The 19,119-nt window shown below is 54.8% G+C and carries 20 protein-coding genes; 17 read left to right on the forward strand and 3 right to left on the reverse strand.

Going from position 1 to position 19,119, the window contains the following annotated elements:
• The first annotated feature begins 131 nt into the window (after window positions 1–131).
• On the forward strand, window positions 132–647 hold the full coding sequence (locus B3R00_RS01605) for a LapA family protein (RefSeq protein WP_286997048.1): 516 nt from the start codon (window positions 132–134) through the stop codon (window positions 645–647).
• 297 nt (window positions 648–944) lie between these two features.
• Here the strand turns inward: B3R00_RS01605 and B3R00_RS01610 are convergent, their stop codons facing one another.
• Window positions 945–1,250, reverse strand: coding sequence for a c-type cytochrome (locus B3R00_RS01610; protein WP_286997049.1), 306 nt, complete (start codon window positions 1,248–1,250; stop codon window positions 945–947).
• Between the two features lie 107 nt (window positions 1,251–1,357).
• On the opposite strand from B3R00_RS01610, the gene B3R00_RS01615 reads away from it, so the two are divergent.
• The 4 genes from B3R00_RS01615 to B3R00_RS01630 all read left to right on the forward strand — a co-directional run bounded on the left by B3R00_RS01615 (window position 1,358) and on the right by B3R00_RS01630 (window position 6,496).
• Window positions 1,358–1,612, forward strand: a complete 255-nt coding sequence (locus tag B3R00_RS01615) for a TIGR04438 family Trp-rich protein (RefSeq protein ID WP_286997051.1) — start codon at window positions 1,358–1,360, stop codon at window positions 1,610–1,612.
• A 150-nt stretch (window positions 1,613–1,762) separates the two neighbouring features.
• Complete coding sequence (gene ilvD, locus B3R00_RS01620) at window positions 1,763–3,622, forward strand: dihydroxy-acid dehydratase (protein ID WP_286997052.1); 1,860 nt, start codon at window positions 1,763–1,765, stop codon at window positions 3,620–3,622.
• Between the two features lie 295 nt (window positions 3,623–3,917).
• Window positions 3,918–4,874 carry a Bug family tripartite tricarboxylate transporter substrate binding protein gene (locus B3R00_RS01625; RefSeq protein WP_286997053.1) on the forward strand — a complete coding sequence of 319 codons (957 nt, stop codon included), beginning with the start codon at window positions 3,918–3,920 and terminating at the stop codon, window positions 4,872–4,874.
• A gap of 191 nt (window positions 4,875–5,065) precedes the next feature.
• Window positions 5,066–6,496 (forward strand): malonyl-CoA decarboxylase, encoded by a 1,431-nt coding sequence (locus B3R00_RS01630; RefSeq protein ID WP_286997054.1) that lies wholly within the window; start codon window positions 5,066–5,068, stop codon window positions 6,494–6,496.
• Window positions 6,497–6,576: 80 nt separating this feature from the next.
• Here the strand turns inward: B3R00_RS01630 and bfr are convergent, their stop codons facing one another.
• Window positions 6,577–7,053 (reverse strand): bacterioferritin, encoded by a 477-nt coding sequence (gene bfr / locus B3R00_RS01635; protein WP_286997055.1) that lies wholly within the window; start codon window positions 7,051–7,053, stop codon window positions 6,577–6,579.
• Window positions 7,054–7,255: 202 nt separating this feature from the next.
• Here bfr and lgt point away from each other — a divergent pair, with 202 nt between their 5' ends.
• The 3 genes from lgt to B3R00_RS01650 all read left to right on the forward strand — a co-directional run bounded on the left by lgt (window position 7,256) and on the right by B3R00_RS01650 (window position 9,902).
• Window positions 7,256–8,068, forward strand: coding sequence for a prolipoprotein diacylglyceryl transferase (lgt, locus tag B3R00_RS01640; RefSeq protein ID WP_286997056.1), 813 nt, complete (start codon window positions 7,256–7,258; stop codon window positions 8,066–8,068).
• Window positions 8,069–8,143: 75 nt separating this feature from the next.
• A complete protein-coding gene (locus B3R00_RS01645; protein WP_286997057.1) occupies window positions 8,144–9,124 on the forward strand; it encodes a Bug family tripartite tricarboxylate transporter substrate binding protein in 981 nt (326 codons plus the stop codon).
• 31 nt (window positions 9,125–9,155) lie between these two features.
• Window positions 9,156–9,902: an enoyl-CoA hydratase/isomerase family protein gene (locus B3R00_RS01650; RefSeq protein ID WP_286997058.1), complete on the forward strand. Its 747-nt coding sequence runs from the start codon at window positions 9,156–9,158 to the stop codon at window positions 9,900–9,902.
• 504 nt (window positions 9,903–10,406) lie between these two features.
• On the opposite strand, the gene B3R00_RS01655 is transcribed toward B3R00_RS01650, so the two are convergent.
• Window positions 10,407–10,850 carry a universal stress protein gene (locus tag B3R00_RS01655; RefSeq protein WP_174863402.1) on the reverse strand — a complete coding sequence of 148 codons (444 nt, stop codon included), beginning with the start codon at window positions 10,848–10,850 and terminating at the stop codon, window positions 10,407–10,409.
• Window positions 10,851–10,920: 70 nt separating this feature from the next.
• Between B3R00_RS01655 and B3R00_RS01660 the strand changes: the two genes are divergently transcribed.
• The 9 genes from B3R00_RS01660 (at window position 10,921) to B3R00_RS01700 (ending at window position 19,064) form a co-directional block, all read left to right on the forward strand.
• Complete coding sequence (locus B3R00_RS01660) at window positions 10,921–13,389, forward strand: heavy metal translocating P-type ATPase (protein WP_286997059.1); 2,469 nt, start codon at window positions 10,921–10,923, stop codon at window positions 13,387–13,389.
• Window positions 13,390–13,399: 10 nt separating this feature from the next.
• Window positions 13,400–13,537, forward strand: a complete 138-nt coding sequence (gene ccoS / locus B3R00_RS01665) for a cbb3-type cytochrome oxidase assembly protein CcoS (protein ID WP_174863403.1) — start codon at window positions 13,400–13,402, stop codon at window positions 13,535–13,537.
• Between the two features lie 64 nt (window positions 13,538–13,601).
• Window positions 13,602–15,041 carry a cytochrome-c oxidase, cbb3-type subunit I gene (gene ccoN / locus B3R00_RS01670; RefSeq protein ID WP_219164295.1) on the forward strand — a complete coding sequence of 480 codons (1,440 nt, stop codon included), beginning with the start codon at window positions 13,602–13,604 and terminating at the stop codon, window positions 15,039–15,041.
• Window positions 15,042–15,059: 18 nt separating this feature from the next.
• The gene (gene ccoO, locus B3R00_RS01675; RefSeq protein ID WP_286997061.1) at window positions 15,060–15,683 is read left to right on the forward strand and encodes a cytochrome-c oxidase, cbb3-type subunit II; all 624 of its coding nucleotides are present in this window, start codon (window positions 15,060–15,062) and stop codon (window positions 15,681–15,683) included.
• 13 nt (window positions 15,684–15,696) lie between these two features.
• The gene (locus B3R00_RS01680) at window positions 15,697–15,834 is read left to right on the forward strand and encodes a cbb3-type cytochrome oxidase subunit 3 (protein WP_174863406.1); all 138 of its coding nucleotides are present in this window, start codon (window positions 15,697–15,699) and stop codon (window positions 15,832–15,834) included.
• A 26-nt stretch (window positions 15,835–15,860) separates the two neighbouring features.
• Window positions 15,861–16,778 carry a cytochrome-c oxidase, cbb3-type subunit III gene (ccoP, locus tag B3R00_RS01685; protein ID WP_286997062.1) on the forward strand — a complete coding sequence of 306 codons (918 nt, stop codon included), beginning with the start codon at window positions 15,861–15,863 and terminating at the stop codon, window positions 16,776–16,778.
• A 71-nt stretch (window positions 16,779–16,849) separates the two neighbouring features.
• A complete protein-coding gene (gene ccoG, locus B3R00_RS01690) occupies window positions 16,850–18,280 on the forward strand; it encodes a cytochrome c oxidase accessory protein CcoG (protein ID WP_286997063.1) in 1,431 nt (476 codons plus the stop codon).
• A gap of 68 nt (window positions 18,281–18,348) precedes the next feature.
• On the forward strand, window positions 18,349–18,636 hold the full coding sequence (locus B3R00_RS01695; RefSeq protein ID WP_286997064.1) for a FixH family protein: 288 nt from the start codon (window positions 18,349–18,351) through the stop codon (window positions 18,634–18,636).
• Window positions 18,637–18,815: 179 nt separating this feature from the next.
• Complete coding sequence (locus tag B3R00_RS01700; RefSeq protein WP_286997065.1) at window positions 18,816–19,064, forward strand: hypothetical protein; 249 nt, start codon at window positions 18,816–18,818, stop codon at window positions 19,062–19,064.
• Window positions 19,065–19,119 lie beyond the last annotated feature (55 nt).

The raw sequence follows: 19,119 nt of genomic DNA on the forward strand, positions 1-19,119 counted from the left end.
TTCGGGTGGCTTTTTCTTGCGCTGTAGGAAACCAAGCCAGCCATGAAAGCGTTACACACTGGCTTGGCTGGGGGCGGTATTGAGGTACAAACCAGCGCATACAGAGCAAATACAGAGCAAAGGAAATAGGCATGAAATCACGCATCGCACTGCTGGTACTCATCATCGTTTTGATTGGAACGTTGGGCTTTTTTAACTTCCCTTACCTGGCGCAGACAGTTCCCATGTCGTTGGGGATCACAACGATAGATGCCCCCTTGGGGCTGATCTTGCTGGCACTGACGGCTTTGATGGCCGTGGTGTTTGTTGCGTATGTGATTGCCATGCAAGGAGCATGGCTGCTGGAGGCGCGCGCACATGCCAAGGAGATGGCTGCGCAGCGTGAGCTGGCAGACAAGGCAGAGGCATCGCGTTTTACAGAGCTGCGCATTGCCATCGAAAACCTGCACAGAGAGGAAGAGCGCAAGCTGCTTGAGCGCCTGTATGTACTGGAGTCACACCTGCAGGCCCGCGCGCAGGAGAGTGATAACTCCACTGCCGCTTATGTGGGGCAGCTGGAGCAGCAGCTGCGGGCCAGGTCGCATGCAGCGTCAGCTGTGCCTAGCACTGATCCGCTGGACGTCACGCCGCGCAACACGCAGTTTTAAAGAGAGTTCCCTGATGCTGGCCCTGCGAGGGTGTAGCAGGGCCTTATCGCGCGCACAGGCCGTCTTGTGCACAGGGCGCGGTGCGCAGCATGACTGGCTACGCGTAGGGCGAAAAAGATAGCTGCTGGCGCTTGTATTTGCAGGTTGTTAGACACAAAAGTATCTTTATCCTCGATTGGATAAGCTCGGGTAGCTATCAAAAAATACGGGATGAGACGGCACCATCAGAGCAACACCTTCCACAGCCCAACAAAAAGCCACCTGAAGGTGGCTAATTTGCTTTAGGGAAGGCGGTGCTTACTTCAAGCTCAGTACCCAGGCAGCCAGTTTTTGGGCTTCGGCTTCACTCACCTGGTTGTTCGCGGGCATGGGCACGGGGCCCCACACGCCGCTGCCGCCTTTGACGATTTTGCTGGCCAATTTGGCCTTGGCGTCGCTTTGGTTGGCGTAGCGGTTGGCCACGTCTTTGAATGAGGGCCCCACCAATTTCTTTTCTACAGCGTGGCAAGCCATGCAGTTTTTAGATGTTGCCAACGCCTGGTCGGCCAGCGCGGGGGCGGCCACGCTCAGTGTCAAAGCAAGGGTGATCAAAGAACGCTTCATCGTTACACTTTCCTCTATCAGGGGATGGTTTGGACCATTGTAGAGCGGCGTGTCGTAAAACGGGCGGTTGGCACCAGCGAAGCTATGGTGCAGAAAGGTGACAAATTATGTGGTTGTTAAGTGCGGTAACGGTGCTGGCTTTGCTGCGGGTGCTGGCGCATCTGGATGTGGTGGATGTGGGCGGTATTTCCGCGCTGTCATGGTGGTGGGTTGTGGGCGGATTCGCACTGTCAGCGGCATGGTTTAGCTATGCCGATCGCTCGGGGCTGAGCACGCGCAAAGCCATGGAGCGGCTTGATCAGCGCAAGCAAGAGCGTATCCAGAAGCAACGCGAGTTGCTGGGCTCGCGGCGCAAGCGCTGAAGCCTGCGTTCGCCAATAGCGAGGTCTGCAGGCCGCAGCTTGCGGGGTGTTACGTATCGGGTGCGCGCAGAGGGTGGGTCATAATCAAACGATGGGCCGCAAGTGCCCACTTGTGAGACATTGACCGCAACCGAAAAAATCAGCTCCACCATGCCTGCATACCGTTCCAAGACCTCTACCGGCGGCCGTAACATGGCCGGTGCCCGCGCCCTGTGGCGTGCCACTGGCATGAAAGATGGCGACTTTGACAAGCCCATCATCGCCATTGCCAACTCTTTCACTCAGTTCGTGCCCGGCCACGTGCACCTTAAGGACATGGGCCAGTTGGTGGCCCGTGAGATTGAGGCTGCAGGCGGTGTGGCCAAAGAGTTCAACACCATTGCGGTGGACGACGGCATTGCCATGGGTCACGACGGCATGCTGTATTCGCTGCCCAGCCGCGATTTGATTGCGGACTCGGTCGAGTACATGGTCAACGCCCACTGCGCCGATGCGCTGGTGTGCATCTCCAACTGCGACAAGATCACCCCTGGCATGCTGATGGCTGCCATGCGCTTGAACATTCCGGTGATTTTTGTCTCCGGTGGCCCCATGGAAGCGGGCAAGACCAAGTTGGCCAACCCCGACACCAAGGTCATCGAGTTCAAGAAGCTGGATTTGGTGGATGCGATGGTGATTGCGGCCGACCAGCGCTTTACCGACGAAGAAGTGGCCCAGGTCGAGCGCTCGGCCTGCCCCACTTGCGGCTCGTGCTCGGGCATGTTCACTGCCAACTCCATGAACTGCCTGACCGAGGCGCTGGGCCTGTCCCTGCCCGGCAATGGCACCGTGGTGGCCACGCACGCCGACCGTGAGCAGCTGTTCAAGCAAGCAGGCCACCGCATTGTCGAGCTGGCCAAGCAGTACTACGAGCAAGACGACGAGTCCGTGCTGCCACGTTCGGTGGGCTTCAAGGCCTTTGAGAACTGCATCACCCTGGACATTGCCATGGGTGGCTCCACCAATACCATCTTGCACCTGCTGGCCATCGCCCAGGAAGCGGGTATTGACTTCACCATGGCTGACATCGACCGCCTCTCGCGCGTCGTGCCCCAGTTGTGCAAGGTGGCGCCCAACACGCAGAAGTACCACATTGAAGACGTGCACCGTGCAGGCGGCATTATGGCCATCCTGGGTGAGCTGGCGCGCGCTGGCAAGCTGCACACGGATGTGCCCACCGTGCACGCCAAGACCATGGCCGAGGCCCTGGCCAAGTGGGATGTGATGGTGACGCAGGACGAAGCCGTCAAGCACTTTTACCTGGCTGGCCCCGCAGGCATTCCGACACAAACCGCGTTCAGCCAGAACACCCGCTGGCCCAGCCTGGATCTGGACCGCGCCGAAGGCTGCATTCGCTCGTATGAGCATGCGTTCAGCAAGGAAGGCGGCTTGGCCGTGTTGTTTGGCAACATTGCGCAAAACGGTTGCGTGGTTAAGTCGGCGGGCGTGGACGAGTCCATCTTGGTGTTTGAAGGCACAGCCCACGTGACCGAGTCGCAGGACGAAGCGGTGGCCAACATTTTGGACGACAAGGTCAAGGCCGGTGATGTGGTCATCGTGCGCTACGAAGGCCCCAAGGGCGGTCCCGGCATGCAAGAAATGCTCTACCCCACCAGCTACATCAAGTCCAAGGGCTTGGGCAAGGCCTGTGCGCTGTTGACGGACGGGCGCTTTTCGGGCGGCACCTCGGGCCTGTCGATTGGCCACTGCTCGCCCGAAGCGGCCGCAGGTGGTGCGATTGGCCTGGTGCAAAACGGTGACCGCATCCGCATCGACATTCCCAACCGCAGCATCAATGTGCTGGTCAGCGACGAAGAGCTGGCCCGCCGCCGTGCTGAGCAAGACGCCAAGGGCTGGAAGCCCGCCAAGCCGCGCCCGCGCAAGGTGTCTGCAGCCCTGAAGGCGTACGCCAAGTTGGTGACATCGGCCGACACGGGCGCAGTGCGCGATCTGTCCAAGCTGGAAGACTGAGCGGGCTGTCGTGCCCGTGCAAAAAAAGCCGCCGCCTCGGGCGGCTTTTTTTCATGACGCAGCGCACCGAAGCGCGGGTGTGGGAGGCTTTGGTGAATTTATCCCTCAGTTGATATCAAAAAAGAAGCTGCTAGCGCAGTAAATACAAGCATTTCATCAATAAATGTATTGAAAAATATTGCTGGATAAGCGCAAGCAGCTCATGTTTATGAATTTAACGTTCTCTGCTAAGAAAGTGGCGTCAGTCATGTTGTTGCCAAGTTGGGTGCGCCGCACGTGGTGCATCGCAGTGTGTATGGGCTTGACCAGTGTGGCCCTGCCCAGCTGGGCGCAAACGCAGCCGTATCCCCAGCAGCGCCCGATCAAGCTGGTGGTGCCCTTTGCAGCGGGCGGCTCTACCGACATCGTGGCGCGCTTGGTGGCTGAAGGCATGCAGGCGCAGTTGCAGCAAACCATCTACATCGAAAACAAGGCGGGCGCCGGTGGCATGCTGGGCGCAGAGCTGGTGGCCCATGCTGCAGCAGATGGCTACACGGTGGGGCTGGGCTCTATCAGCTCGCTGGCCGTGAACCCCGTGGTGCTTAAAGCCGCACGGGTGCAACCGCTGCAGGACTTCAAAATGGTGGTGCCCTTGGCGTCGATTGCCTCGGTGTTTGCTGTGCCGCCGTCTGCGGGTGTGCGTGATTTCGCCCAGTTTTTGCAAGTGGCTCGCAAGCAAGGTGATGCATGGGCGGTGGGCTCTTCCGGTGTGGGCTCTGTCGGTCATGTGATTTTGGAAGCACTCAATGCGGACTTGGGTTTGCGTATGCGCCACATTCCGTTCAAGGGCATGGGCCCTGTGGTGCAAAGTGCGCTGGCAGGGCAAACACAAGTGCTCAGCGATCAATATCCGTCTTCAGCCCCCCACATCAAGGCCGGGTACTTAATTCCTTTCGCCGTGGCTGCCAACCAGCGTTTGCAAGCGTTGCCGCAAGTTCCTACGCTCAAGGAGCTGGGTTATCCGCAGCTCAACGCACTGGCTATCACCTGGTTTGGTCTGATGGTGCCTGCGGCCACGCCAGATGCGGTGGTGCAGCGCCTGAATCAAGCGGCGAATGCCGCGTTGGCACAACCCGAACTGCAAGCGCGCTTGAAGGCATTGGGGGTCGATGTTTTGGGGGGCACATCCGCAGACTTGGCGCGCATGGTGGAGGAAACCAGCGCACAGGTACGTACCTTGGTGCAGCAGCGCGGTATTACTGATGGCATGTGATGCGGTGATTCACCGCTGTGCAACGCTCCAAGTGAGCGCAGTGTTTGTGGCTTGGCTGCGCAGCGTGGTCTTGCACTTGTAGGTGCAGGTCGCCGTGGTGACGACTGGTGTACAGGGCATGCTGATAATGAAGCTGCACTCTGCCGTTGGGTGGGGCGCTTTGTTTATTCACCCTAGCTAGATCTTGTTCCATGAAAGCTGCTCCTGATTGGTTAGCCCGTAGCGTTGATAAATTGCGCGGCACCGCTGCACAACCTGTGGCCGGTGTAGCCCAACGGCCTATGGCGCAGCGTTTGAAAGCCACATTGCGCCGCGGGCCAGAGGCTTTGTCTCCGCATATCTTGCGGCGCTTGATGGACGACTTGCAGGCCGCAGCGAGTGAGCAGCTCAGCGAGGTGGAGGCGGCCAAGCATGCGCAGTCTGTTATGGATTGGTATGCCAGCGCAACGGATGCGCAAAAAGCCGATCTGTGGCTGTTGATGTGCGAAGAGTTTGGCCCCGATGCTCAGCGCATCCAGGCCGTGCGCCTGCAATTAGAGCAAGCGCGCAACCCGGGTGAGATGACGCAGGCAGAAATCGATTTGCGCAAAGTGCTGGTGTCCGCACGCACCCGGCTGCTGCAGCGCTTTTCTGTGCCCGAAGGCGGCATGCGTTTTCTGATCGACATGCGTGCAGAACTGCTGAAGCTGCCTAAAAGCGACAAACGTTTTGTGGCGCTGGATGCAGAGCTGGAGCACTTGTTTGCCAACTGGTTTGATGTGGCTTTTTTGGAGCTGCGCAAGCTCACTTGGGATTCGCCAGCATCACTGCTGGAGAAGTTGATTCAATATGAAGCGGTGCATGACATCCGCAGCTGGGCAGATTTGAAAAACCGCGTGGACAGTGATCGTCGCTGCTATGGTTTCTTTCACCCCAAAATGCCCAATGAACCACTGATTTTTGTGGAGGTGGCGCTGGTTGAGCAAATGTCTGCGGCGATTGCTCCTTTGCTCGACGAGCATGGCGCACGCGCTGACTTGAGCAAAGCCAGCACTGCAATTTTCTACTCCATCAGCAACACCCAGAACGGATTGCGCGGTGTGAGCTTTGGCAACTCGCTGATCAAGCGTGTGGTGGATGATTTGCTCTCGGAGTTCCCCAAACTGCGCAGTTTTGCCACCTTGTCTCCCATTCCTGGCTTGCGGCAGTGGCTGCTCAAGCACGGAGATACGGTGACCGCACAGTGGACACCCAAGCAACACACGGCTGTTGCCCAAGCGCTCGGCGTGACTGCACCAGTGCAAATCGCGCAACTCGTCCAGGCAGGCGGTGATGTGCAGCAGTGGGCAGAGACGCATGTGCTGCGTAAAGCCTTGATGGCGTGTGCGGCACATTATTTGGCCAAGGGGATGGACCAAGGTCGCCCTCTAGACCCTGTGGCGCGCTTTCACCTCGGCAACGGTGCCCGGGTGGAGCGCATCAACTGGGCGGCAGACTTGTCCAGCAAAGGCTTGAAGCAATCGCTGGGTTTGATGGTGAATTACTTGTATGACCTCAAGCGCCTGGATAAACATCGTGACTCTTTGGCGCAAGGCAAAGTGCCTGTTTCAGCAGAAGTGGATGCATGGCGCAAAGGGTGGTGAAGCAGTGTGCTAGCACGTAAAAAAAGCGCCTTCGAAGGGCGCTTTTTTTGGTTTGTGCTTGTCTCAGGGAGGGTTGTGTATCAAGCCGCTGTGCCCATCTGGGCCTGCAGATAATTGGCCAAGCCCACCATCTGAATCAGTCCCAGCTGTTTCTCCAGCCAGTAGGCATGGTCTTCTTCCGTGTCTTTGAGTTGGGCCAGCAGCAAATCGCGTGACTGGAAGTCATGGTGCTTTTCGCACAGCACCATGGCAGCGCGCAGGTTGTCGCGCACCTGGTATTCCACAGCCAAGTCTTTGCGCAACATTTCCTCCACGGTGTTGCCAGCTTCAAAGGCGTGAGGGCGCATATCGGGCTTACCACCCAAGAACAAGATGCGGCGCAAGATCACATCCGCGTGCAGCGTTTCTTCTTCCATTTCGTGGTTGATGCGCTCATACAGACGCATGAAGCCCTGATCTTCATACTGGCGCGAGTGGATGAAGTACTGATCGCGGGCAGAAAGCTCGCCGCGCAGCAATTCGTTGAGGCAGGCGATGACTTCGGGATGACCTTGCATAGTTATTTTTCTCAGGAAAGTGATGGGTGCTTGCAGTATGGCTTTAAGTAAAAGCTTCGCCAAATCACTGGTTCATAAATCCCTAGCACGCTGCATTGCATGCATGCGAAACACAGAATCATTCGCGATTGGCTGAAATTAGGAGTGGGTGTGCCGCATTGGTGCCATCAGATGGTCATTGGCCTGCGGCACAATGCACACCATGCTGATGTACCCACAGATTGATCCGGTGGCCCTGCAATTGGGTCCTCTCGCCATTCACTGGTATGGCTTGACCTATTTGGCAGCGTTTGGGCTGTTTTTGTGGCTGGGCACACGCAGGCTCAAACACCCTCCGTTTAACCGCCTGCAAGGCGAGGCGGCATGGACACGCCGCAATGTGGAGGACTTGCTGTTCCAAGGCGTTGTGGGGGTTATTGTGGGTGGGCGCTTGGGGTACTGCCTGTTTTACAAGCCTGCGTATTACCTCAGCCATCCGCTGGAGGTATTTGCAGTGTGGGAAGGCGGTATGAGCTTTCATGGCGGGCTGCTGGGTGTTATTGCTGCCATGGTGTGGTTTGCTGTGACACGCAAGCGCTCTTGGCTGCAAGTCGTGGACTTTGTGGCGCCGTGCGTGCCAACGGGCCTGGCCGCAGGCCGTATTGGTAATTTCATCAACGGGGAGCTGTGGGGCCGCTTTGCCGATCCTGCTTTGCCGTGGGCCATGGTTTTTCCTCAGAGTGGCTCGTTGTTGCCGCGGCATCCCTCGCAGATTTATCAGTTTTTGATGGAAGGCTTGTTGCTGTTTATATTGCTATGGCTATATGCACAAAAAGAGCGCAAGCCTGGGCAGGTGGCTGCCGTGTTTTTGATGGGCTATGGCACGTTCCGCTTTATTGCAGAGTACTTCCGTGAACCCGATGCTTACCTGGGCATTCTTTCGATGGGTATGAGCATGGGGCAGTGGCTTTGCGTACCAATGATCGTAGGTGGCGCCGCTATGTGGATGTGGGCGCGCCAGCGCAACGTGGCTTAAGGCTTGCAAACCATAAGAAAAAGAAAGTAGGTGGGCGTGTTAGAGCGGCGTGCATATTTGCAATGGTTAGCAGCAATGGCGGTTGCAGCCCCCGCGTGGGCACAAACTGCAAAGACACGTCGTCACAGCGTGGACTGGCCCAGTCAGGCTGTCAATCTGATCGTTCCCTTTCCTGCCGGTGGCTCTAGTGCGATTTTGGCCAAGCAAGTTGCACTCTCGTTTGAACGCACCACAGCGCAATCTTTGCGCCTGCAATACCTAGGCGGCGGCGGAGGGGTGCAGGGGGCGAGCTTTGCCGCCAAGGCGCAGGCGAATGGACAAAACATTTTTATTGGTGGCAGCCACCTTGCAGTAGCCAGAACGCTCAGCGTGGATGAAGATTTTGATCTGATTGAAGACTTGCGCCCCTTGGCGCTGGTGGCTCTGGTGCCGCAGGTGGTGGTGATCAATCCGGAACGTATTCGAGTGCGGACGGCCATGGAGTGGCTGGCAGACTTGGCGCGCAAGCCGATGCGTTATCGCATGGCTACAGCGGGAGTTGGATCCTCCAGCCATGTTTCTGCAGAAATCCTGAGGTATCAAGAATCGCTGCGCTTTGATTTTGTGCACTTTCGTGGTGCAGGCCCTGCTTTGCAAGATTTGCTGGCGGGGTCGGTAGACATGATGGTAGATGGGTTGATATCTTGTCTGCCGCATGTGCGCTCAGGTCGATTAAAGGCCTTGTTGGTGACGGGACGCCAGCGCGTAGCGCTTTTGCCTGATGTGCCATGTGCGCTGGAGATGGGCGTGCATGCGCTGGATAGCGTGACTTGGTATGGTTTGTTTGCACCAAGTCAGTTGACGGATGCACAGGCGCAGGCAATGCAGGCAGTGTTCATGCAGATGGGGCGCGATGCCACGTTGCAAAATAATTTGGCAGCCATGGGCATTCACTGGGGCGATCTCTATGGTGAGGAATTTGCAGCCATGGTTCGACAAGAAACTTTGCAGTGGGCGCAGCGGCTCAAAAGCATAGGGTTTAAACAGCAATGGCTAAAAAATACTGAAGAGAGCTAAGGTGAACGATCAAATCGCTGTGCACCATGGTGTGGATGAGCAAGGGCAACCTACCGGGATTGTCGAAGTCGCAATCACGAACTCCGGCAAGCTGAACGCAATGACGCGCAAGATGTGGCGGGAGTTGCGTTCTGTTTTTGAGGCCATCCACAACAACTCTGCTGCTCGTTGCGTTGTGATTTGTGGGCAGGGTGAGTCTTTTTGCGCGGGCGGTGATATTTCGGAATATCCGGCGTTTCGTTTTGACCCCATTACTTTGGCTTCTTTCCATGAAGATGATGTATGGGGGGGGTTGCATGCCATCTTGGCCTGTGACGTGCCGGTCATAGCGAGTATTCAAGGGGCGTGCATGGGGGCGGGGGTGGAAATTGCCAGCTGCTGTGACGTGCGTTTGGTGGCTGAAACCGCGAAGTTTGGTGCGCCGATTGCCAAACTTGGCTTCCCCATGGCCCCAAAAGAGTTGCAGTTGGTAGCATCGGCACTTGGTGGCCATACCGCCAGGCGCATGCTGTTGGAGGCGGCCGTTTTTTCTGCCCATCAAATGACTGCGATTGGCTGGTGTGCTCAGCCATTGAGTGGACAGCAGTTGCCCCTTGAGGTCGCGCGCACGGCTTCGCGTATTGCCAGCTTGGCTCCGCAAGCTGCGCGCTTGAACAAGCAGACCATGCGTAGGTTGGCCAGTGGTCGTCCGGTGCCGACTCCCTATGCATATGCCAATTCGGCAGAGCACCGCGAGGGGATTGGCGCATTCTTGGAAAAACGACCCCCAATTTTTTGATGGATGGACGCGGGTCTACGGCTGCACAATACGCCAATGTCTGATGTGATGCCTCGTATTCAAGTCTCTGCGCAGTGGCGGTCTTTCGTACAGCCTATTTCTCGGCTTTTCCAAAGCGTTCCAGTGAGCAGCGGTAGTGTTGTGTTGCTCATTCTGCAGAGTGAGGAGGCGCGGGAGGCAATTTGTGCAGCAGCTCGCGCAGTCGATTGTGAATGTGTCGAAATTTCCGCGAATGCTGCGCAAGCAGATGTCCAGCAAGCCATCGTGCAACATTTGCCCGTGGTCGTGGTTTGTGTGCCTGAAATTTTTGGCTGGGTATCAAAAACTGCCTTCGTAGCAGGCAGTGCTGCTGTTTACACCTGCGGGGAACATTCAGAAGGAACGCTACTGGCTCGCGCAGCGCACTTCGCTGCATGAAACAAAGTTGCTTGATTGCTCGGCTGGCCTAAGGCGCTATAAATAAAAAAGGATCTTTATAGGATCCTTTTTTTGGGTTTTGCCGAATTAACGTAGCACGAGTACAGGCACTTGAGAGTGTGTGAGCACATGTTGTGTCTCGCTGCCCAGCAGCAGGCGCTTGATACCCTTGCGGCCGTGCGAAGCCATGATGATCAGGTCTGCATTTTGCTTATCGGCTGCTGCAATGATGGACTCTGCAATCAAGTCAGACTTGGCGATGCTTGTCTTGACTTTTACGCCAACGGCTTTGCCATCGGCTTTGATTTTGTCCAGCACGGCTTGGGCTTGTTCGGTCCACTGTGCTTCGATGCGCTTAATTTCCGAAAGCTCAACGGTTGCGCCGCCTTCTAGGTAGCTGCGGGGGTAGCGAGGAATGACCTTCAGGGCGATCAGCGAAGCGCCAGTGAGTTTGGCCAAGTCCATCGCATGGCTGACTGCCTTGTCGGACAGAGGTGAGCCATCAGTTGCAACCAGAATCTTTTCGTACATATTGATCTCCAAGTTTTTATTAAGGGAGTGTGATGCCTAGAGCTTAGGCGAGTGGTGTAAAGGGTTCTTGATGCACATCAAGATACTTGGGGTGTTTGTGGATACGCTTGCGGCCATGTCTGCAAACTCCCAACAGCCGTCTCTGAGTTTAGAGAGGGTTGATTCATCTTGCCTAAATTCTGCTTCTACTGCTGTAGGCGAGTTGCACCTGCTTGATGATCCCGGTGAATGGCCAAGTTTTGGTAAACCGTATGGCGAGCAGGGTGCTCAAGCGGTTCTGGCTGAAGATGTCCAAGTCTGGGAATCACAAGTTGCGCTGGATGGCATGTACTGCGCAACGTGTGCGTTAACAATTGAAGATGCTTTACGTGCAGTGCCAGGTGTGCAGCAGGTAGAGGTCAGTGCAGCAGCTAAGCGCGCCAAAGTTGTCTGGTCACCTGACAAAGTGTTGCCATCGGAATGGATCAAGGCGATTGAAAAAGCAGGCTATCAAGCGGTGCCTGCTAACGATGCTTTGGCGCGGGAATTACGCCAAGCGCAGCATAGAAAGGCGCTATGGCGCTGGCTGTTGGCAACGTTTTGCATGATGCAAGTCATGATGTATGCATGGCCTTCTTATAGCGCCAATCCTGATGATTTACTCATGGAGTACGAGCGGCTTTTGCGCTGGGCCTCTTGGGTGATTTGTATTCCCATGCTGATTTTTGCTTGTGGCCCATTCTTTAGTGGCGCATGGCGTGACCTTAAGCAGTTTCGAGTCAGCATGGATATGCCTGTGGCTCTGGGCATGATCATTACCTTTATCGTCAGCTCGATAGGTACGTTCGCGCCAACCGGGATATTTGGTAAAGAAGTTTTTTACGATTCTTTGACCATGTTCGTCTGCTTTTTGTTAACGGGGCGATGGCTGGAAATTCGTTTGCGTGATCGTACGGCAGGGGCTTTGGATGCTGTATTAAACCGTTTGCCTGATAGCGTTGAGCAGCGTCAGCCTGATGGTGGTTTTATACGAGTGCCGTTGCGGAAAATAAGTGTGAGTGATGTTTTGCGCGTCTTACCTGGAGAGGCGTTTCCTGCGGATGGGCTGATTCTTGCTGGGCGTACGCAAGCAGATGAGGCGTTGCTAACAGGGGAGTCTCGTCCGGTCTCGCGTGGCGAGGGCGAGCGAGTGATCGCAGGCAGCTATAACTTGACGGCACCTGTGGAGTTGCAGGTTGAGCACGTAGGTGGGCAGACAAAGTTTGCACAGATCGTGGATCTGATGGAGAGTGCGTCCACGCAAAAGCCGCGCTTGGCTCAATTGGCGGATAAAGTTGCCGCACCTTTCTTGATTGTGGTGCTGGTGTTAGCTGCTGCCTCAGCCATGTATTGGTGGTCAGAAAGTCCAGGACGGGCATTGATGGTAGCTGCCTCGGTGCTGATTGTGACGTGCCCATGTGCGCTTTCTTTGGCAACTCCTGTGGCGATGCTCACATCGGCTGGTACTCTTGCGCGCCAAGGGGTATTGGTGCGCAATTTGCAGGGCTTGGAGGCGCTGGCATCCATTGATACCTTGGTGTTTGATAAGACGGGCACGCTCACCAAGGACGGGATGGAAGTCTCCGGAATGGCGGTGCTCAATCAGTCTGAAGCGAAGGATTGGCAAGGATTGGCGGCTGCGATTGCTCTGCAATCTCGTCATCCTGTATCTAAAGCAGTTGCTGGCTTTGGTGTTGCACTTGCTGCTGAGTGGCAGGTTTTGTCGCTAGAGGAAATCAGTGGGCAAGGACTGCGTGCCCAGGTTCAAAAAGCGAACGATGCTGGGGTTTCCATGTGGGTGCGCCTTGGATCGCAAAAATTTGCTGGAACGGGGCAGTTGTGCAGTGAAAAGCAAGCCGTTTATTTGGCGCAAGAAATATCGGCTCAAGAGGTGCGCTCGCTCGCATTGTTTGAGCTCAACGAAAGTGTGCGCAAAGAGGCCAAGCAGGTGGTAACTGCTTTGCAGCAAAGCGGAGTTGATGTTCAGTTGCTGTCTGGCGACGGGCGTCAAGCGGTATCACGTATTGCTGCACAGCTCGGTATTGAGCGCTATGACGCTGAGTGCTCGCCAGAGACTAAGCTCAAGATCATCCTCACTGCACAGCAGGCGGGCCATCGTGTCGGCATGGTGGGGGATGGTCTCAACGATGGGCCGGTTTTGGCGGGAGCTGATGCGTCGTTTGCTTTTGGTAAGGCGGTACCTTTGGCTCAGGCGAAGTCTGACTTTGTGGTGTTGAGTGACAACTTAGAGTTGGTGTTGCAAAGCATATTGCTGGCCCGCAAAACTTTGCGCATTGTGCGTCAAAACTTGTTTTGGTCAGCGTTCTATAACGCTGCCTCTATTCCGTTGGCCATGATGGGGCTCATGCCGGCGTGGCTGGCAGGGCTTGGGATGGCTTTGAGCTCTTTATTGGTGGTTCTGAATGCGGCGCGATTGGCAAAACCTTCGACATTCGCCGCTGTGCAGTTGAGTGCAAGCACGTCTTTACAGACTCCTGGTGTGGTGGCACTGACTAAATAAAGGGCATTTCGTGGAAATTCTTTATCTACTTATTCCTTTGTCCGTGATTTTGGTGTTGTTCATTGCAGGTGGTCTGTGGTGGGCAATTTATCGCGGCCAATTTGAGAGCGTCGAGCAAGAGGCAGAGCGCATTCTTCGAGACGATTGATGTTTGTCAACAACGAAAAAACCATAACAGTGAACACTTTCGACTGCATATTAAGAGGTGCCCGATGGATTCTCTAAAAACTAGTGCTGCACACTACAGTGATACCGTAGTTAGGCAGTTTTCAATCATGGCCGTCGTGTGGGGGGTAGTAGGCATGTTGGTCGGCGTTTTTATCGCCGCCCAATTGGCTTGGCCCGAACTCAACTTCGGTATTTCTTGGCTCAGCTTTGGTCGCTTGCGCCCATTGCATACAAACGCGGTAATTTTTGCGTTCGGCGGAAGCGCCTTGTTCGCAACCAGCTACTACGTGGTTCAGCGTACCTGTCAAACCACGTTGTTCTTGCCTAAGTTGGCTGCATTTACCTTTTGGGGTTGGCAGTTGGTTATTGTGGCTGCAGCTGTTAGCTTGCCTTTGGGTTTTACCTCCGGCAAAGAATACGCTGAACTGGAATGGCCTATCGACATCTTGATCACTTTGGTGTGGGTGTCCTACGCGATTGTGTTCTTTGGCACGGTTGGTACACGTAAGGTTAAGCACATTTATGTGGCTAACTGGTTCTTTGGTGCCTTCATCATCGCGGTAGCTTTGCTGCACGTAGTGAACAGCGCTGCTATTCCTGCAGGCTTTATGAAGAGCTACTCCGCTTATGCCGGCGTGCAAGACGCGATGGTGCAGTGGTGGTATGGGCACAATGCGGTGGGCTTCTTCTTGACCGCAGGTTTCCTGGGCATGATGTACTACTTCGTGCCTAAGCAAGCTGGCCGTCCTGTGTACTCGTACCGTCTGTCGATCGTGCACTTCTGGGCGCTGATCTTTACTTACATGTGGGCAGGTCCTCACCACTTACACTACACCGCGCTGCCTGACTGGACACAGTCCGTTGGTATGGTGTTCTCACTGATTTTGTTGGCACCTTCTTGGGGCGGCATGATCAACGGTGTGATGACGCTGTCTGGCGCATGGCACAAGCTGCGCGAAGACCCCATCCTGCGCTTCCTGATCGTGTCGCTGTCGTTCTACGGTATGTCCACTTTCGAAGGTCCGATGATGGCGATCAAGACAGTGAACGCACTGTCGCATTACACCGACTGGACCGTGGGTCACGTGCACTCTGGTGCTTTGGGCTGGGTGGGCTTGATCACCATGGGCTCTTTGTATTACCTGATCCCGCGTTTGTTTGGCAAAACCGAAATGCACTCCAAGTCTGCGATTGAGCTGCACTTCTGGATGGCCACGATCGGTATCGTGCTCTACATCGCCGCGATGTGGATCTCCGGTGTGATGCAAGGCCTGATGTGGCGTGCTGTGAATGCTGACGGTACTTTGACCTATACCTTTGTGGAAAGCGTGAAGGCTTCTTACCCCTTCTATGTGATCCGTGTGATCGGTGGTCTGTTGTACTTGCTTGGTATGTTGATCATGGCTTGGAACGTTATGAAGACAGTGGCTTCGGGTCGTTCTGTGAAGGTGGCAGTGCCTGCCGTTAACCCTGCTCACGCCTAAGTACGAGGAGCCTGAAAAATGTCCGCAAACAACAACAAAGGGTTCACCCACGAGAAGGTCGAAACCAGCAATTTCTTGATGATCGTTTTGATCTTGCTGGTAGTGGCTGTGGGTGGTCTGGTGGAAATTGTTCCGCTGTTCTTCCAAAAATCTACGACAGAAGCTGTGCAAGGCGTAGAGCCTTACCAGCCTTTGCAGTTGATGGGTCGTGATGTTTATATCCGCGAGGGCTGCTACAACTGCCACTCGCAGATGATCCGTCCTTTCCGAGCAGAAACCATGCGCTACGGCCACTACTCGGTGGCGGGTGAGTTCGTGTACGACCATCCCTTCCAGTGGGGTTCCAAGCGTACAGGTCCTGACCTGCACCGCGTGGGTGGCAAGTACAGCGACGAATGGCATCGTATCCACTTGAACAACCCTCGTGACTTGGTGCCTGAATCGAACATGCCTGAGTACCCTTGGCTCAACAAAAACACGGTTGACCATACGGTGGTTGCACAGCGTATGACTGCGCTGCGCACTGTTGGTGTGCCTTACACCGATGAGCAAATCGCCGGTGCTGCAGAGCAAGTCAAGGGTAAGACTGAGATGGAAGCAGTGATTGCTTACCTGCAAGGTCTGGGTACAGCGCTTAAGTAAAAAGGATAGGGCTATGGACATCACCACAATGCGCATTGTTGCAACATTGGTATCGATGGCGCTGTTCATCGGCATCTGGTGGTGGGCGTATGCCCGCCGCAATCAGGAGCGTTTTGACGAAGCGGCACAGCTGCCGTTTCAACAAGACTGATTCCCCATCCAGAACGAGAACATCCCATGAGCGATTTCGTAAATAACTTCTGGTCGGTCTACGTCGCTGGCATTACTGTGGTGGGCATCATTGCTTGCTTGGTACTGCTTATCATCACTGCCCGTAAAAAGGTCGTGGCTGACGGCGATAACACCACTGGCCACGTGTGGGACGAAGACCTGCGCGAATTGAACAACCCGATGCCACGTTGGTGGGTCTGGATGTTTGTGATCACTGTTGTCTTTGGCTTGCTGTATTTGCTGGCATACCCAGGTTTGGGCTCTTATGCTGGCAAGATGCAGTGGAGCCAGGTGGGCGCATATCAGGCAGAGGTTGAAAAAGCAAATGCAGAGTTGGAACCTCTGTATGCGCGCTTTACAGCCATGAGCTCGGAAGATATGTCCAAGGACGGCCAAGCCATGGCTGTTGGTGAGCGTTTGTTCATGAACAATTGCGCCCAGTGCCACGGCTCGGATGCTCGCGGTAGCAAAGGCTTCCCTAACTTGACCGACGGCGACTGGCTGCATGGTGGCGCGCCTGCCAACATCAAGCAAACCATTACTGAAGGCCGTGTGGCGATGATGCCGCCTCAGGCTGAAGTGGTCGGCACTCCTGATGATGTTCGTAACTTGGCACACTACGTGATGAGCTTGTCGGGCAGCCCTCATGACTCTTTGAAGGCTGCTTTGGGCAAGTCCAAGTTCACCGCTTGTGCGGCATGCCACGGTACGGATGCCAAGGGCAATACCATGCTGGGTGCGCCTAACTTGACCGATGATATCTGGCTGCATGGCTGGGGTGAACAAGCGATTGTGGACATCATCACCCACGGCAAGCTGAACGAAATGCCTGCACAGAACAAGAAATTGACTCCTGCGCAGATTGACGTTTTGACTGCTTATGTTTGGGGCTTGTCTAATAGCAAGCCTGGAGCAACCAACTGATCGTTGTGGCGATCGTGAAGGCGGCACTGTGTGCCGCCTTTTTCTTTGGTGCGATTTAGGGAGTTTGACTCATGAGTTCCGAGCAAAAAAAACCGCAAAAAATCATTCCTATCAAAGCGGATAGCCAGGAAAAAACCGTATCGTTTTTTGAAGCGCATAAAAAGATTTATCCGCGCTCCATCAGCGGACGTTTTATGAGCTGGCGCTGGGCCATGGTGTGGCTGACGCAGCTGATTTTTTATGGTTTGCCGTGGCTGGATTGGGGGCAGCGCCAAATGGTCTTGTTTGACCTGGGGGCGCGACGCTTTTATTTGTTCGGTTACGTGCTGTATCCGCAAGATTTCATTTATCTGACGGGTTTGCTGATTGTCAGTGCGCTGTCGCTGTTTTTGTTTACCGCAGTGGCTGGGCGTTTGTGGTGCGGCTTTACATGTCCACAAACGGTATATACCGAAATTTTTATGTGGATCGAGCACAAGGTCGAGGGTGACCGCAGTGCACGTATTCGCTTGGACCAAGGGGGCTGGACGCTGGAAAAAATCTGGCGCAAAACCCTTAAACAATTTTTGTGGATTGCCTTGGCGCTGTGGACCGGCTTCACCTTCGTAGGCTACTTTGTGCCTATCCGTGAGTTGGGTGGAGAGCTGCTGGCGCTCCAAGGCAGCTGGCAGATTTTCTGGGTGTTGTTTTACGGTTTTGCGACGTATGGCAATGCAGGCTACATGCGTGAGCAGGTGTGCAAGTACATGTGCCCTTATGCGCGCTTCCAAAGCGCGATGTTTGACAAAGATACATTGGTCGTCAGCTATGACGCCAAGCGTGGTGAAAACCGTGGTCCTCGCAAAAAAGACGTGGATTACAAAGCCCAAGGCTTGGGCGACTGTATCGACTGCAAGTTGTGTGTACAGGTCTGCCCGGTTGGCATCGATATTCGCGATGGTTTGCAGTACGAGTGCATCGGTTGTGGCTTGTGTGTGGATGCATGTAACAACGTGATGTACAACATGCACTATCCGCGTGGGTTGATACGCTTGACGACGCAAAATGCGGTGAGCAAAGGCTGGACCGGTGCGCAAATTTGGCGTCGTATTGCGCGCCCCCGCGTGCTGATTTACACCATGATTTTGGTGGGTTTGACGTCGGCCATGGTCTTTAGCATGGCGGTGCGAGAGCCCCTCAAGGTTGATGTGATTCGGGACCGTGCATCGTTGGCGCGGATTGTGGCCGGTGGCAAGCTGGAGAATGTCTATCGTTTGCAGGTAATGAATGCTACGGAGCAAGCCCAAACTTATAGCGTTGCTGTGAAGGGGCTGGAGGGCATTGCGATGGCAGAAAGCACCACCGTGGACGTGGACTCCGCCCAAACGCGTGGTGTTGCTGTGCGCGTACAAATTCCGTATGGAACTGCTGAACCTGGTTCACATCCTATTGAGTTTGAAATCACGGCACAAAGTGGCAAAGGCCATGTGCTTGAAAAATCAGTTTTCTTAGTGCCTCGCTAAGAACGCAGCATTGTTGGTGTGCAAGACTGAGTGCTTGCACACTGCGTTTGATGGAAAGAGAGTGGGTTATGACTCAGGTAGCAAAAAAGCTGGAAGTGCCATCAGGTCCTTGGTGGAAATATGGCCACGTATGGCTGGTGTTCGCAGGGCCTGCCGTGGTGGTCGTGGCAGGTATCGTGACAGCCATGATTGCCATGAATGGTGCGGATCCCGTAGTGGACAACGATTACTACCAAAAGGGCCTGAATATCAACCAGGAACTGCGCCACATCGAAAAAAGCTTGGCGCCAGCGGGTGCTGCGCGTAACCATGTGACAACCCCCGATGCTGATTTGCCCAATCTGGCACCTAAATAACGGTTTATTAAAAAAAGTAGCTGCTTGCGCTTTAAATATGCTGACTTCAAGTGCTTTTAATGCACAAGTCATTGTAAATATTGCGCTGGCAGCTATTATTTTTATTTAGCGTTTGTCCCACGCAGCCTGGTTGGGAATGGTGCTCACAATGTCCACATGATTCACGCAAAGGAGTGCACATGTGGACACGACGTTTAATGTGGATTGTTTGGCCCGCTTTTTTGGCAGCTGGCGTGATGGAAATGCTGGTGTTTGCCGCATTCGACCCGCACGATATGTTGTGGTTGGGGCAAGGGATTGAGCTATCCCGCACGGCGATTTATACCTTGGCCTTTTTTGCTTTTTGGGTGGTTTTTGTGGCTGCTGGATATTTGACGGTTTTGCTGTCTATTTCTGCTTCCGAAGTGAACGCCCAGCCCAGCATGTAACGAAGGCAGTGTTGTGGCAGTCGCTGTATAAAAAAGCAACCACCCATAAAAAAAC

Source organism: Comamonas sp. UBA7840 (genome assembly GCF_002501455.1).
Classification (GTDB): Bacteria; Pseudomonadota; Gammaproteobacteria; order Burkholderiales; family Burkholderiaceae_C; genus Comamonas; species Comamonas jiangduensis.